The sequence below is a fragment of the Maritalea sp. S77 genome (genome assembly GCF_049801075.1).
Taxonomy (GTDB): Bacteria; Pseudomonadota; Alphaproteobacteria; order Rhizobiales; family Devosiaceae; genus Maritalea.
This window is the reverse complement of record NZ_JBNAGG010000001.1, coordinates 596,155-609,658: the sequence shown is the minus strand read 5'-3', so window position 1 is coordinate 609,658 and position 13,504 is coordinate 596,155. Positions and strand designations below refer to the sequence as shown.

The following is a 13,504-nucleotide window of genomic DNA, read 5'->3' as shown; positions in this document are numbered from 1 at the left end:
GATGGACCTAGCGCACGGTCATAATGGCAGTAACCCACGATTGCTGGTTGTCGCCTGCGGTGCCTTAGCAAAGGAAATTGTCGCATTGCGCACGCAAATGGGCGATGCCGCAACCAATATGACCCTGCAATGCTTGCCAGCTGAATATCACAATAGCCCACAAAAAATAGCGCCCGCCATAGATAAGATACTCACCGAACGGCGCGCGGATTTTGACCAAGTCCTCGTCGGCTATGGCGAATGCGGCACCGGCGGGGCGCTGGATAAAGTGCTTGAAAAACACGCTGCCGAACGGCTGCCTTTTGCGCACTGCTATGAGTTTTTCGCGGGGGCTGAGTTGTTCCAAACGATCACAGATGAGGAGATTGGAAGCTTCTTTCTCACAGACTATTTAGTCAAAAATTTTGAGCGCTTGGTTATGCGGGGCCTTGGGCTCGATCGACGCCCAGAGCTGAGAGATATCTATTTTGCAAACTATAAGCGCGTAGTCTATCTGGCCCAAACCAATGACACGGCACTAAAGGCCGCGGCGGCATCGGCTGCGCAAAAACTCGGCCTCAATTATGACTATCGCTTTGTCGGGTATGGCGAACTCAAAACCGCAATCACCACAGCCGTGAATGCAAACGCTGAACATGGAGCATATCGACATGTACGTGGTTAGGCGATGGTCAAGCGCGCACGCTCGGTTTTTGGAACGGTTGTACAAATCGACACGACCAACCATTCTCTCCGCTTTGCGCATGGTGACGCGACTGTTCGGGCGACGACTCGATACACCGATCACAGCCGCCGAGCGTCTCATCAAAGGGGCGCTTTTTGACTGTCAGATGTGCGGCAACTGCGTGTTGTCAAAAACCGGCATGACATGTCCCATGAATTGCCCCAAATCCATCCGCAATGGCCCATGTGGCGGCGTGCGATCCAACGGCATGTGCGAGGTGAAGCCGAACATGCGCTGCGTGTGGGTGGATGCATGGCATGGCGCGGCGAACATGCAGGATGGCGAGACCATCAAGGATATTGAGTTTGCGGTTGACCATAATCGGGTTGGCCAATCCTCTTGGCTAAGGCTCGCGCGCGATGAATGACGATCTTGATTTTGTTGAAGAATTCGGCGTAAACCCTGGTGACCCGCTGATCCAGCGACCCGGCCACGTTTCGCATGGCCGCTTTGAACGTGTTTTACGATCCGGACATTTTGCAGTAACCACTGAAATTGCGCCGCCAGACTCCGTTGATCCCGATGAAGTATTGGCACGTGCAAACCTGTTTGATGGATATGTGGATGCCATCAACGCCACAGATGGGTCGGGTGCAAACTGCCACATGTCTAGCCTTGGCGTGTGCGCCATTCTCACACGGGCAGGCTATTCGCCCATCATCCAGTTTTCCTGTCGCGATCGAAATCGCATTGCTATGCAGGGCGACCTATTGGGTGCAGCGGCGCTCGGCGTGTGCACAGTGCTGTGCCTCACAGGCGACGATGTAGGCGCCGGGGACCATCCAGAAGCCAAACCAGTTTTTGATCTGGATAGCATTTCTTTGCTGCAAACAACCAAGATATTGCGCGATGAAACTCGATTTTTGAGCGGTCGTCCGCTTGATGCAGCACCCCGAATGCTCATCGGCGCTTCCATCAATCCGTTCGTGCCGCCGCAGGACAATCGTGTTGACCAATTGGCAAAGAAAATCCGCGCCGGAGCAGAGTTTATTCAAAGCCAATATTGCTTTGATATTGACCGCCTAAGATCCTTTATGGCGCGCGCTTGCGATCTCGGCTTGCCTGAGCGGTGTTTTATTCTGATCGGTGTTGGCGTTTTGGGATCGGCCAAAACGGCAAAATGGCTGCGATCCAATGTGCCGGGCGTCCATATTCCAGACGCGATTATTCAACGTCTGGAAGGGGCCTCAAATCAAAAAGCCGAAGGTCGTCGCATCGCTGTGGAATTGATGCAGCAGATCAAAGAAACCCCCGGTGTTTCCGGCGTGCATTTGATGGCTTATCGCCACGAGCAATGGGTTGGGGAGATCGTCAAAGCCTCTGGGGTGCTGGGCGACAGAAAGCCATGGGCGCCTGAACCAGTGGATACAACAATTGGTGTTGTGACGCCGAATGAAGATGTGGCCGAAAACAAAATCGGAACTGGAAGCTAAGGGGAAAGCCGATGACACAAACGATTATTAGTTCTGCCACAAAGGAAGTGCGCATCGGGTTTGACCAGCCTTTTGTTATGATCGGCGAACGTATCAATCCCACAGGCCGCAAACTCTTAGCCGCTGAGATGAAAGTAGGTGATTATTCACGCGTTGAGAAAGACACGCTGGCGCAAGTGGCCGCAGGCGCGCAAATGCTCGATGTAAATGCGGGTATTCCCTTGGCGGACGAACCTAAAATTCTTGCGGAAACCATCCAACTTGTTCAATCGATAACCGATGTGCCGCTCTCCATAGATTCTTCCATTATTGAGGCATTGGAAGCCGGGCTCTCGGTTTATCAGGGGCGCGCGCTGGTGAATTCCACCACCGCGGAGGAAGAGGTGATGGAACGCATCTTGCCGCTGGTCAAAAAATATGACGCCGCGGTGGTGGCCATTTCGAACGATGAAACGGGTATCTCCGAAGATCCGGACGTGCGCTTTGAGATTGCCAAACGTATTGTGGAACGTGCGGCGGACTACGGAATTAAAGCCGAAGATGTGGTTGTTGATCCGCTGGTAATGCCAATTGGGGCAGTCAATAAAGCAGGCAAAGACGTGTTTCACCTTGTGCGTCGATTGCGCGAGGAGCTGAAGGTCAACACAACTTGCGGCGCGTCAAATATCGGCTTTGGCTTGCCCAATCGGCACGCGATCAACAATGCTTTCCTCCCCATGGTGGCCGCCGCGGGGATGACGTCAGCCATCCTCAATCCGCTGCATGAGGGGCTGGTGCCGGCCATCAAGGCTGCAGATGTGTTGAATGGCGTTGATCCGCATTGCGGCAACTGGATCAAGACGTTTCGCACACCGCCTGCAGAAAATGAAGGGGAAGAACGGGGAGGACGCCGTCGTGGTCGCCGTCGAGCCTAATCTGCACACAGGCGGATGTTTATGTCGAGCTGTTAGATACGAAACGCGCGGCCTAGCAGACATTTGGTTTTGCCATTGTCGTCAATGTCGGCATTTGAGCGGGCATTATGTTGCCGCCGCCGCGGTGCGCCGCGAAGATTTGAAGATTGATGGACCGTTGAAATGGGCATCTTTCTCTGCGACAGCGGAATATGCGTTTTGTCCGTCCTGCGGATCGCCAATCTTTTGGCGGCAATTCAATGCGCCAACAGTTTCCGTTTTTGCAGGCAGCTTAGACGATGCGGACGGGCTGGCCGTTAAGGGGCACATGTTCGTGAAAGAAAAGGGCGACTATTACGACATCGCAGATGATTTGCCCCAATTTGAAGGACGCCCACAGGGCGCAGGAATCCGAAATCAATTGTGGGCCCATGGGGCAGATAACTCAATACGAGAGAATGAGGAGCAGTCAAATGCCTAGACCAGGACGAGAGGGCGGACGCCGTGGACGCGCCGCAAGCAGCGTTACCGAAAGTACAGCTCCAGCCTATATTCAGCGCAACATTCCGCCCTATGAAATTCTCGGCGATGCTGACCTCAAGATCATCGAATATAATGCGGATACTATTCTTGAGGAAATTGGCATCGATATCAAAGATGACCCAGATTCTATCGCAACATTTGTGGCGGCAGGAGCTAGCGCTGACGGCGAACGGGTTCGGTTTCCGCGTGGTATGTGTCGCGAGCTGATCCAAAATTCAGCACCAAGCATATTCACTCAACATGCCCGCAACCCTGCGCGAAATGTGGTGATTGGAGGCAATAATTTGGTTTTGGTGCCTGCCTATGGCTCACCCTTTGTCTATAGCCGCGAGGGTGGGCGCCGCTATGCGACCATCGAAGATTTCCGCAACTTTGTGAAACTCGCATATTTGTCTGATGGGCTTCACCATTCAGGTGGTACCATTTGCGAGCCTGTGGACTTGCCCGTGAACAAGCGCCATTTTGATATGCTTTACAGCCATATCAAATATTCAGACAAAGCTTTCATGGGCTCGGTTACCGCGCCAGAACGGGCGCAGGATTCAGTTGATATGGCCAAGATTGTCTTTGGCGATGAAGTCGTTGAAGAAAACTGTGTCCTCGTCAATCTCATCAACGCCAACTCGCCATTGACCTTTGATTCAACAATGCTCGGCGCGCTGAAGGTCTATGCTAGCCACAATCAAGCGACCATGGTTAGTCCCTTTGTCGTGGCCGGGGCTATGTCGCCGGTAACCTCGGCCGCCGTTGCTGCGCAAAGCCTTGCTGAAGGCATGTGCGGCATGGCGCTGGCGCAATTGACGCGGCCGGGCGCACCAGTGATATATGGCAATTTCGTGAGCTCCATGTCGATGCAATCAGGTGCGCCAACTTTTGGCACGCCTGAGGCGTCCATGGTCATAAATATGGGCGCCGCCTTGGCGCGCCGCTTGGGCGTGCCGTTTCGCAGTGCGGGTGGGTTCACCGCCTCGAAAGTGCCAGATGCGCAGGCCGCTTACGAAGCCGCCAACACGCTTCAACAGGGCCTAATGGCCGGGGTCAATTTTATGTTGCACACCGCAGGCTGGCTCGAAGGCGGGCTTGCCATGGGCTACGAAAAGTTTGTGATGGATGCCGACCAGGCTAACATGCTGGCCGTCTACGCCAATGGGGTCGATATGTCCGAAAATGGGCAAGCGCTCGACGCTTTGCGCGAAGTGGGCCCCGGCCAACATTTCCTTGGCTGCGCACACACGCAAGCAAACTTTAAATCCGCCTTCTACCGTTCCAACATTTCTGACAATAACAGCTATGAGCAATGGCTAGAAGATGGATCATTCACAGCAGAAATGCGTGCGGAAAAGCTCTACAAAAAGATGCTTGCCGAATACCAGCCGCCAGCACTGGACCCAGACATCGACCAACGCCTCATCAACTTTATGAACGACCGAAAAGCCAGCTTCGCTGACTCGAATGTGGCTTAGTTGAGAGCGTATGGCAAATCTTATGATGCCGTGCCCTAATGCTCGATATTTAGCTCGGCGATAAAGTCATAGCGGTCGCCGCGATAGGCGGACATGGTGACTTCAATTGGGCGGCCATTGGCGAGGAAGGAGTGGCGCTCGGTGTGGAAAATTGGGGAGCCAACCTCTATGCCGAGTAAGCGAGACTCTTCCTCGTTAGCAATGGCTGCGTGCATGCGTTGTACGGCGCGTACGGGCATGTTGCCACTTTGTCGAAGCGCCTCGTAGAGCGAGGCATCAATTGTTTCTGGTGGGGCAGCGTAAAGGGGGACGGTTGCGTTCTCAATGCCCAATGGTTCGCCTTCAGCCACGCGAACTCGTGACAGGCGCAGGACCTGCTCGCTCGGCGATATACCAAGCTTTAGTGCCTCATTCGCAGTGGGTAGCCCCACCGATTTGTCCAAAAGGATTGACGTAGACTCCTGACCGCGACGTTGCATGTCGGCGGTGAAACCTAGCAAGATAGACAAAGGCTGATCAATTTGCGGTTTTACAAAAGTGCCAGCCCCATGGCGCTTGGAAATCAATCCGTCATTCAAAAGGCTTTCAATGGCTTTGCGGACAGTGATGCGGGAAAAGCCAGTGGCTTTGACCAATTCGCGCTCAGACGGCAAAGCTTCGCCACCGCGCAACGCGCCGCGCTCGATAAGCTCGCGCAAAACACCAGCCAATTGACGGTAGAAAGTTTCATTCCGCTTCTCACCGTGCTGCAGCTTTAGCAAAATTTCTTCCATTACCGGGTTTTCCGACATTGCAGATGTAGTATCCCCGTCAATATCATTTGTGCCTTTTGCGGGTTTTCCGGTCACTGAAACAATCCTAATTATCAGAGCGTAGACGCGGGTCTAACGTATCGCGTAAGGCATCGCCCAACAGGTTGAAGCCAAACGACAAAAACAAAATAGCAAAGCCAGCAAATATAGCAGGCCACGGCGATAGCAATAAAAAATTGCGGCCTTCCGATAGCATCAAACCTAATGAAGGTATAGGCGGCTGCGCGCCAAGGCCGAGGAAGGACAGGGAGGCCTCCACCAAGATAGCGGCAGAAAGCAGCAAGCTGGCCTGCACCAAAATCACGGACGAGAGGTTGGGCAGCAAATGCGAAAAGATAATTCGCAGGTCAGACGCGCCGATGGCTTTCGCCCCCATCACATACTCGCTTTCCACAATCACTAGGGAAGGGCCGCGCAACAGCCGCGCAAAAATCGGCGTGTAAACAATGGCAATCGCGATCGCAGCGCCCCATGTGCTTGGCCCGATCACAGCGATAACGCCAATGGCGAGCAGCAGGATGGGGAAGGCAAAAAGAATATCCATCAACCGCATTACAATGCGATCAAACCAGCCGCGATAATAAGCGGCCAACATGCCCAGCATGCCGCCAACCAACAAAGCCAAGCCCACCGCAGTGAGGCATGTCACCAATGAGGTGCGATAGCCGTAAACAATACGCGCCAAGACATCGCGGCCCAATTGGTCTGTGCCCAAAAGATTGACAGCATTTGGTGCCTTCATCCGCTGAATCATGACCTGCTGATACGGATCTTGAAAGCCGAGAATGGGGGCGAAGAGTGCCAACCCGATCTGCAGCGCCACAAAGCCAATGGCAAAGCTAAGTAGCTTATTTTGTTTGATAAACTGTCTCATTGGGACACCCGTGGATCAATATAGGCGTAAAGCAGGTCGACAAAGAAATTCACCATCACGAAAGATGCGGTCATCACCAGAATGGATGCCTGCACCAGCGGGTAATTTCGTTCTGCGATGGCACCAAGCACCAAGCGCCCCAAGCCGGGGATGGCAAACACTTGCTCTACCACAATGGCGCCGCCCAGCAAGTAACCCGTGGCCACACCAACGCTGGTGATGAAAGGGATCAATGCATTGCGGAGCGCATGTTTATAAACAAGGCCACGTTGCGGCACACCCTTGGCGCGTGCGGTGCGGATGTAATCCTGACTAAGCGCATCGAGCATGGCAGAGCGAACAAGGCGGGACAAGTTGGCCAGCATGGGCAGGCCGAGGGCGATCACGGGCAAAATCATGCGTTGCAAATTGCCCAAAGGGTCTTCGTTAAAGGGCACATAGCCAAGTGCCGACACACCGGGGAGCAGCTTTGACACCATGAAGATAGCGACAATGCCCAGCCAGAAAGATGGAATAGTGAGGCCAGCAATCGCGCCGATGCGCACAGCGACTTCCGCGCCTTTGCCGCGCGCTTCGGCCATAAAGCAGCCAATAGGGATGGAGAGGCCAGCGCCAAACAGCACGGAAAGAAAAGTGAGTTCTAGAGTTGGCCAAAGATTGGCGCTGATTTCGGACATAACCGGACGGCCCGTCCAGATCGAGGTGCCGAAATCTCCGCGAACCGCGCCCCAAATCCAATCGAAATATTGCACATATATCGGCTTATCTAGCCCTATGCGGGCTTCAAGCTCAGCGATCCGCTCCGGTGTGATCTCGGTATTGGCCCCCAGCATGATCGCCACGGCATCGCCGGGGATCAGCCGGATCATCATAAAGACGATGATCGACACACCGAAAAGAACAACGGCAAGATCAATCAACCTGCCAACAATAAATCGAGAAGAAGTGCGCATCTTTTGACCCAAAGTAAAAGCGCGGCATCACAAAATGACGCCGCGCTTGCTTATTGGTTATTCCATTGTGGCGTTGACCAAGCTGGTCAAACGGCCAGTTGGGTAAATTTCAAAGCCTTCAACCTTGTTGTTTACCGCGGTGAACAAATTGCCATAGGCAAGGTGTGCAACTGGACCCTCACAAGCAAGCATGCGCTGTACGTCATCGTAAATTTCTTTACGTGCGGCTTGGTCTGTCTCGCTGCGGCCTTTGTCCAACAGATCATTCAGTTCAGGATTGTCATATTGGAACACGTTGGTTGAGCCACCTGAATAGAAGGTGCGGTAGAAATATTGGTCAGGGTCTGGGTTGCCGCCATTGGCAGAAACGAACATGTCGAAATCTGAATTGCGCCAATCTTGCACAAACTCACCAATTTCCTTGTTAACCAGCTCCACTTCAATGCCACCAGCAGCCAATTGCTGTTGGATTACCTGCGAGATATCGCGGGCATCTTGCCGTGGCAACACAAGAATGGAGAGCTTGATTGGCATATCTACGCCAGCTTCTTCCAGCAATGCTTTTGCGCCATCAACATCTGGCGTGTAGCAATCGAACTCTGAGGTATCGAGTGCCCATGAGCTGAGAGCAGGGGAAAGTGGGCCACCAGGTACACCAGCGCCAAACAAAGCGCCGTCGATAATTTCCTGCCGGTTCAGCAGCATATTGATCGCACGGCGCACTTTAGGCTCCGCCAAAGGACCGCGCGTTGCATTCATGCCCAACAGCGTGTAGGCCACGTCCCGTGTGTCGAACACAGAAACACTTGGCTGTGCTTGCAGCTGTAGCGCCGTTGCAGGGTCGATGCCCGGCAAGACGTCATAATCGCCGCTGGTGAGGCCAACTTGGCGGGTTGCCGCTTCTGGCACAAAGTTCACCCGCACGCCGTCCAATTTAGGCAAGCCATCTTCGCGATAACCATCAAATTTGGTGAGGGCGATATAGCCGTTTGGCTGCCATTCGTCGAACTTGAAAGGGCCAGTGCCGATTGGTGTTTGCTGAAGTTTCTCAATGTCGTTTTCCAACTCTTCCGGCACGATGGCGATGCCAGCGAGTGCAGATAGAATTGGCGCAAATGGTGCATCCAATGTCAGCTTAACGGTGGTTGCATCAACCACCTCAATGCCAGTGATTGGCGAAACGCGGCTGGCCAAAGGCGAACCTGTGGATTCTGCCTGCACCCGGCGGATAGAGGCCGCCACGTCATTGGCATCCATGGTTGAGCCATCGTGGAACGTCACGCCATCATGAAGTGTGAATGTGTAGGAAAGGCCATCCTCAGAAACATTCCAAGACTTGGCCAAATCTGGCACAACATCAAGGTCAGCATTGATGTCAGTCAGGCCTTCATAAATATTGCCTTGCACCACCACAACAGAGTTGAACGCAGTGATCAAATGCGGATCAAGGCCCGCAGGCGATGAATCAATTGCCACATTTAAGCTGGCCGCAGATACGCCTGTGGCGAGCATGCTGGATGCAAATAATGCGATCCCGAATTTTTGAATAGACATGGTTCCTCCTAAATCTGTGTCTTGCGTCTCTGCGCAAGGAATTGTCCGATTTCATGGTTCATCTCTCAGCCATGCCGCGATATATCCACTATAGAACCACTCTGGACAATTTCGACGTTATGGTATTATTCTTCGCTATGCAAGAGGGTCGATAATCGAAAGGAAATGGCATTTCTTTCGGGTGTTGCCTCTCAAATTTCGGTCGCGTATCGTGATCATCTTCAACGGGAGGAACTATGACCCAATCGCCGCTGCTCACAATCGACGATTTGTGGATTGATGTTGGGTCGCGTCCCGTTATCGAAGGCGTTTCTTTGTCGATCAAACCGGGTGAGATGCTAGGATTAGTAGGCGAGTCAGGCTGCGGGAAGTCAGTATCGGCGCTTTCTATTATGCGCCTATTGGCCGAGCCACCTATGCGCATCAGGCAGGGGGCAATTCACTATGATGGTCAGGACATTTTAGCTATGTCGAACGCCGAATTGGAGCAGCTGCGCGGCAACCAAATCGCGATGATTTTCCAAGAGCCGATGACTTCGCTAAACCCGGTTTTCACCATCGGGGATCAGATCGCCGAAGTGGTATTACTTCATAAGACCAGTGATAAGGCTGAAGCGGCGCGACGTGCTGTTGAATTGCTTGAAAGGGTTGGTATTCCGGCTCCGGAAAAAGCGGCGCAAAAATATCCACATGAAATGTCTGGCGGGCAACGACAGCGCGCAATGATTGCCATTGCCTTGGCGTGTGACCCGAAACTATTGATTGCCGATGAACCCACCACAGCACTGGACGTGACAGTGCAGGCGCAAATCCTCGAACTGATCGAAGATTTGCGGCGTGAAATGGGCATGGCTGTGCTGTTGATCACCCACGATTTGGGCGTGGTGTCGCAATATTGCGGGCGGGTCGCGGTGATGTATGGCGGGCGCGTGGTGGAGGAGGCGTCGGCAGAGGAGCTGTTTGCCAATCCGCGCCATCGCTACACAGAGGCGTTGTTGCGTACAATTCCGGCAGCGAACCCGCCGGGGGTTGAGCTTCCGGCTATTCCCGGCACAGTGCCACCACCCGGTGCTCGTCCATCCGGATGTGCTTTCCATCCGCGTTGTTCTGCTTGTCTGGACATCTGCACAGAGGAAATGCCCGAGTTAACCGGGGATGATCACCATCGTTTGCGTTGTTGGAATGCGGCCTAATGACTTTGCTTGAAATCAAAAATCTATCAAAAATCTATCACGGCAAAAATGGCGCGAGGGTGCAGGCCTTGTCAGATGTGTCACTGGACATTGCTGCGGGTGAAGTTGTAGGTGTGGTTGGCGAATCTGGTTGTGGTAAGTCGACATTGGGACGTACGTTGCTGCGGCTGATTGAACCCAGCAGCGGCCAAGTGCTGTTTGAAGGCCAAGACATTGTGCCGCTCAAAAAGTCGGCCCTTAAGCCGTTGCGGCGCGATTTGCAGATCATCTTTCAAGACCCGTTCGGATCGCTTAACCCGCGCCATAAAGTGGGCAAGGTGATCGGCGAACCGTTGGAGGTGCATGGCATTGGCACCAAACAGCAGCGACAGGAAAAAGTGCGCGAATTGCTGGAGTTGGTGGGCTTGCCGCAAAATGCCATTGATCGGCATCCGCACGAGTTCTCCGGCGGCCAGCGGCAACGAATTGCCATTGCCCGCGCACTGGCGCTTGATCCCAAACTGATCGTTGCTGACGAAGCAGTGTCGGCTTTGGACGTTTCGATCCAAAGTCAAATCATCAATTTGATCGCCAAGCTGCAAAAACAGCTCAACATCTCCATTCTGTTTATCAGCCATGATTTGTCCGTCATCCGCCATGTGAGCGACCGGATTGCGATTATGTATCTGGGGCGGATCGTGGAAATGGGCGAAACCGAAGAGGTGATGCAAAACCCGCAGCACCCTTATACGCAGTCGCTTCTGTCTGCCATTCCACGCGTTGGCGAGAAGCGGGCGCGTACCGTATTGGCGGGAGAGGTTCCTGATCCAGCAAACCCGCCATCCGGCTGCGCATTCCACACAAGATGCCCAAAAGTGATGGATGTTTGTAAACAAACCCGTCCTGAATTGAAGGCGCAAACGCAGGGAGCTGTGGCATGTCATCTCTTTCCGCAATAAGTGATGTTGAATCCGTCGCCAAACGGGCGTTTGAACCCGTTCAAGCCGCAATAGATGCTGGCAAAATCCCCGGCGGCGTGCTGGGTGTGGCGACAGCAGATGGTAAACGAGCCATTTTGAATGCTGGGAGCGCGCAGACGGTGCCGAACCAGCGGCCTGTGGAAAAAGACACTTGGTTTGACCTCGCGTCACTTACCAAGGTGATTTTCACGACCTCGCGCATCCTCGATTATGCCCTCGAGGGGCGGATTGATTTGGATGCGCCCTTGATCAGCGTGTTACCGGATTTGCGGCAATATAATGCCGATGCGTGGGAGCGTAAGGTGACGTTCCGCGAATGTTTGGGACACCAAACGCCATTTCCAGCCGTTGAGCCAATCTATACTTATGGTCGCGATCCGGAATTGCTGCGGGCGTTTATCCTGCAACGCGAATGGCGCAAAGGCCCCCCGGTATATTCTGACATCAATTTCATCCTGCTCGGCTTTGCTTTGGAGCGCATTGAGGGCTGCAAATTGCGCGAAATGGTGCCTCCTGAAGGCTTTGCGTTCAGCGCACCAAAACATATGAGCGCGGCAACTGAAGATTGCACATGGCGCTCGAAAATTATGTGCGGCGAAGTGCATGACGATAATTGCTATGCGTTGCAAGGCGCAGGGCATGCAGGCTTGTTTGGAACGGCAGACTCGGTGCTGAATTTTGCAGCCGATCTGCTGGAAAACGCAGACAGCCCAAAAGTAGAGCTGATGCGCACCAAATTGAGTGAAAAGCGCAGCCACGGATTTGAGCATCGCCATGACGGGTGGCCCGGCGGAGACAAATGCAGCGATGAAACTATTGGCCATACCGGCTTCACAGGAACGGGCGTGTGGGTGGATTTTGAACGGAAAATCGGGTGGACCTTGCTGACCAACCGTATTCACCCAACGCGACACTTTGATAGCGGTATCGCTGAACTGCGCCGGGCCGTGGGCGACCTAGTCGTGCAATCTTAAGGGGAAACATGATGAGTGCAATTTGGTCAGTTGGCCTGATGACCGGAACGGTTTTAGATGGCTTTATCGATGTGGCTTTGCTGCGCACCGATGGCGAGGAAATTGTTGAGTTTGGCCCCTATGAGCTGATGCCTTATCCCGAGCACATCAATGAAATGCTGGTGCAGGCTTTGGCGGAAGCACGCGAATGGCAGTTTGCTGACGAAGATCCGCAAATCTTTGTTGAAGCCGAAGCCGCGCTGACTGACGCACAGTCAGACGCAGTGAAGGCGCTGGTGGCGCAAGCGGGCTTGAAAATGTCTGATATCGGCGCGGTGGGCTTTCACGGCCAAACTGTGTTGCACCGCGCCCCGCAGCCAGAGCGTATCGGCCAAACACGACAGCTTGGCGATGGCCAGCGGATGCATGAGCGATTGGGCGTGCCAGTTGTCTATGACTTCCGCAGCGCAGATATGGCCGAAGGCGGGCAGGGTGCACCTCTATCGGCAATCTACCACGCGGCTTTGCTGAAACGCATTAATGCAGGCGCAGAAAGTGCGGTACTTAATCTGGGTGGTGTGGCCAATATTTCATGGATGTCTGCCGGCGGAGATCTGATTGCCTTTGATACTGGGCCTGCCAATGCTCCGACCAATGATTTTATGAAGGCGCGTGGCTTGGGTAAAATGGATGAGGATGGGAAACTGGCCTTGTCTGGCACCGTGGATGAAGAGCGGCTTGCCTCGCTTTTGACCCATCCTTATTTGGCCGCTGCCTATCCCAAATCGCTTGATCGCTTTGATTTCGGGCCGGAAATGGCAGACGGGTTGAGTGATGCAGATGGCGCAGCCACTTTGGCGGCGTTTACAGCGAGTGCAGTGGGCAAAGCACTGGATTTGCTGCCAGCAAGACCTGAAAGACTGATCGTTTGTGGCGGCGGTCGCAAAAACCCCGCCATTATGAACGCACTGGAAGTGCGTACGGGATGCACCATCGATCGGGCGGAAGATCATGGCTGGCGCGGTGATGCGGTCGAAGCAGAATGTTTCGCTCATCTGGCAGCCCGCACATTGCGCGGACTGCCGATCAGTTTCCCAAAAACAACGGGTGCGCCAAAGCCGCTAACCGGTGGTCGGGTCGCGCGATAGCT

Annotated in this window: 14 protein-coding genes; 10 read left to right on the top strand and 4 right to left on the bottom strand. The window is 53.8% G+C overall.

Translation table 11 applies throughout. From position 1 onward, the window contains the following. Position 1: 1 nt before the first annotated feature. From ACP15Y_RS02815 to ACP15Y_RS02790, 6 genes are read left to right on the top strand one after another with little or no spacing between them, the layout of a single operon-like run. Positions 2 to 664: a DUF1638 domain-containing protein gene (locus tag ACP15Y_RS02815; protein WP_424981488.1), complete on the top strand. Its 663-nt coding sequence runs from the start codon at positions 2 to 4 to the stop codon at positions 662 to 664. A gap of 37 nt (positions 665 to 701) precedes the next feature. Then, entirely contained in the window at positions 702 to 1,091 is a 390-nt protein-coding gene (locus ACP15Y_RS02810) for a methylenetetrahydrofolate reductase C-terminal domain-containing protein (RefSeq protein ID WP_424981487.1), read from the top strand. Next, positions 1,084 to 2,157 (top strand): methylenetetrahydrofolate reductase, encoded by a 1,074-nt coding sequence (locus ACP15Y_RS02805; protein ID WP_424981486.1) that lies wholly within the window; start codon positions 1,084 to 1,086, stop codon positions 2,155 to 2,157. The genes ACP15Y_RS02810 and ACP15Y_RS02805 overlap by 8 nt, the downstream gene beginning before the upstream one ends. A gap of 11 nt (positions 2,158 to 2,168) precedes the next feature. Then, positions 2,169 to 3,071 carry a dihydropteroate synthase gene (locus tag ACP15Y_RS02800; RefSeq protein ID WP_424981485.1) on the top strand — a complete coding sequence of 301 codons (903 nt, stop codon included), beginning with the start codon at positions 2,169 to 2,171 and terminating at the stop codon, positions 3,069 to 3,071. Then, the gene (locus tag ACP15Y_RS02795; RefSeq protein WP_424981484.1) at positions 2,962 to 3,531 is read left to right on the top strand and encodes a GFA family protein; all 570 of its coding nucleotides are present in this window, start codon (positions 2,962 to 2,964) and stop codon (positions 3,529 to 3,531) included. Before ACP15Y_RS02800 ends, ACP15Y_RS02795 begins: the two co-directional genes overlap by 110 nt. After that, positions 3,482 to 5,056, top strand: coding sequence for a trimethylamine methyltransferase family protein (locus tag ACP15Y_RS02790; RefSeq protein ID WP_424981483.1), 1,575 nt, complete (start codon positions 3,482 to 3,484; stop codon positions 5,054 to 5,056). The genes ACP15Y_RS02795 and ACP15Y_RS02790 overlap by 50 nt, the downstream gene beginning before the upstream one ends. Before the next feature lie 35 nt (positions 5,057 to 5,091). On the opposite strand, the gene ACP15Y_RS02785 is transcribed toward ACP15Y_RS02790, so the two are convergent. Genes ACP15Y_RS02785 through ACP15Y_RS02770 form a run of 4 tightly spaced genes read right to left on the bottom strand, consistent with a single transcriptional unit; the run spans position 5,092 to position 9,249 of the window. Next, on the bottom strand, positions 5,092 to 5,904 hold the full coding sequence (locus ACP15Y_RS02785; RefSeq protein ID WP_424981482.1) for a GntR family transcriptional regulator: 813 nt from the start codon (positions 5,902 to 5,904) through the stop codon (positions 5,092 to 5,094). Between the two features lie 10 nt (positions 5,905 to 5,914). Continuing rightward, positions 5,915 to 6,742 (bottom strand): ABC transporter permease, encoded by an 828-nt coding sequence (locus tag ACP15Y_RS02780; RefSeq protein ID WP_424981481.1) that lies wholly within the window; start codon positions 6,740 to 6,742, stop codon positions 5,915 to 5,917. Continuing rightward, positions 6,739 to 7,695, bottom strand: a complete 957-nt coding sequence (locus ACP15Y_RS02775) for an ABC transporter permease (RefSeq protein WP_424981480.1) — start codon at positions 7,693 to 7,695, stop codon at positions 6,739 to 6,741. Before ACP15Y_RS02775 ends, ACP15Y_RS02780 begins: the two co-directional genes overlap by 4 nt. 57 nt (positions 7,696 to 7,752) lie before the next feature. Continuing rightward, positions 7,753 to 9,249 (bottom strand): ABC transporter substrate-binding protein, encoded by a 1,497-nt coding sequence (locus ACP15Y_RS02770; RefSeq protein WP_424981479.1) that lies wholly within the window; start codon positions 9,247 to 9,249, stop codon positions 7,753 to 7,755. Positions 9,250 to 9,485: 236 nt separating this feature from the next. On the opposite strand from ACP15Y_RS02770, the gene ACP15Y_RS02765 reads away from it, so the two are divergent. Genes ACP15Y_RS02765 through ACP15Y_RS02750 form a run of 4 tightly spaced genes read left to right on the top strand, consistent with a single transcriptional unit; the run spans position 9,486 to position 13,502 of the window. Then, the gene (locus tag ACP15Y_RS02765) at positions 9,486 to 10,442 is read left to right on the top strand and encodes an ABC transporter ATP-binding protein (RefSeq protein ID WP_424981478.1); all 957 of its coding nucleotides are present in this window, start codon (positions 9,486 to 9,488) and stop codon (positions 10,440 to 10,442) included. Continuing rightward, positions 10,442 to 11,380, top strand: coding sequence for an ABC transporter ATP-binding protein (locus ACP15Y_RS02760; protein WP_424981477.1), 939 nt, complete (start codon positions 10,442 to 10,444; stop codon positions 11,378 to 11,380). Before ACP15Y_RS02765 ends, ACP15Y_RS02760 begins: the two co-directional genes overlap by 1 nt. Then, complete coding sequence (locus ACP15Y_RS02755) at positions 11,359 to 12,375, top strand: serine hydrolase domain-containing protein (RefSeq protein WP_424981476.1); 1,017 nt, start codon at positions 11,359 to 11,361, stop codon at positions 12,373 to 12,375. The genes ACP15Y_RS02760 and ACP15Y_RS02755 overlap by 22 nt, the downstream gene beginning before the upstream one ends. A gap of 11 nt (positions 12,376 to 12,386) precedes the next feature. Further along, the gene (locus tag ACP15Y_RS02750; RefSeq protein WP_424981475.1) at positions 12,387 to 13,502 is read left to right on the top strand and encodes an anhydro-N-acetylmuramic acid kinase; all 1,116 of its coding nucleotides are present in this window, start codon (positions 12,387 to 12,389) and stop codon (positions 13,500 to 13,502) included. Positions 13,503 to 13,504 lie beyond the last annotated feature (2 nt).

Excerpts from the sequence above, each read along its gene's own strand:
- ACP15Y_RS02795 (WP_424981484.1), top strand. The coding sequence starts at position 2,962 with ATGGCGTTGATCCGCATTGCGGCAACTGGATCAAGACGTTTCGCACAC.
- ACP15Y_RS02765 (WP_424981478.1), top strand. The coding sequence starts at position 9,486 with ATGACCCAATCGCCGCTGCTCACAATCGACGATTTGTGGATTGATGTT.
- ACP15Y_RS02755 (WP_424981476.1), top strand. The coding sequence starts at position 11,359 with ATGTCATCTCTTTCCGCAATAAGTGATGTTGAATCCGTCGCCAAACGG.
- ACP15Y_RS02780 (WP_424981481.1), bottom strand. The coding sequence starts at position 6,742 with ATGAGACAGTTTATCAAACAAAATAAGCTACTTAGCTTTGCCATTGGC.
- ACP15Y_RS02750 (WP_424981475.1), top strand. The coding sequence starts at position 12,387 with ATGAGTGCAATTTGGTCAGTTGGCCTGATGACCGGAACGGTTTTAGAT.
- ACP15Y_RS02800 (WP_424981485.1), top strand. The coding sequence starts at position 2,169 with ATGACACAAACGATTATTAGTTCTGCCACAAAGGAAGTGCGCATCGGG.
- ACP15Y_RS02805 (WP_424981486.1), top strand. The coding sequence starts at position 1,084 with ATGAATGACGATCTTGATTTTGTTGAAGAATTCGGCGTAAACCCTGGT.
- ACP15Y_RS02790 (WP_424981483.1), top strand. The coding sequence starts at position 3,482 with ATGGGGCAGATAACTCAATACGAGAGAATGAGGAGCAGTCAAATGCCT.
- ACP15Y_RS02760 (WP_424981477.1), top strand. The coding sequence starts at position 10,442 with ATGACTTTGCTTGAAATCAAAAATCTATCAAAAATCTATCACGGCAAA.
- ACP15Y_RS02815 (WP_424981488.1), top strand. The coding sequence starts at position 2 with ATGGACCTAGCGCACGGTCATAATGGCAGTAACCCACGATTGCTGGTT.
- ACP15Y_RS02775 (WP_424981480.1), bottom strand. The coding sequence starts at position 7,695 with ATGCGCACTTCTTCTCGATTTATTGTTGGCAGGTTGATTGATCTTGCC.
- ACP15Y_RS02770 (WP_424981479.1), bottom strand. The coding sequence starts at position 9,249 with ATGTCTATTCAAAAATTCGGGATCGCATTATTTGCATCCAGCATGCTC.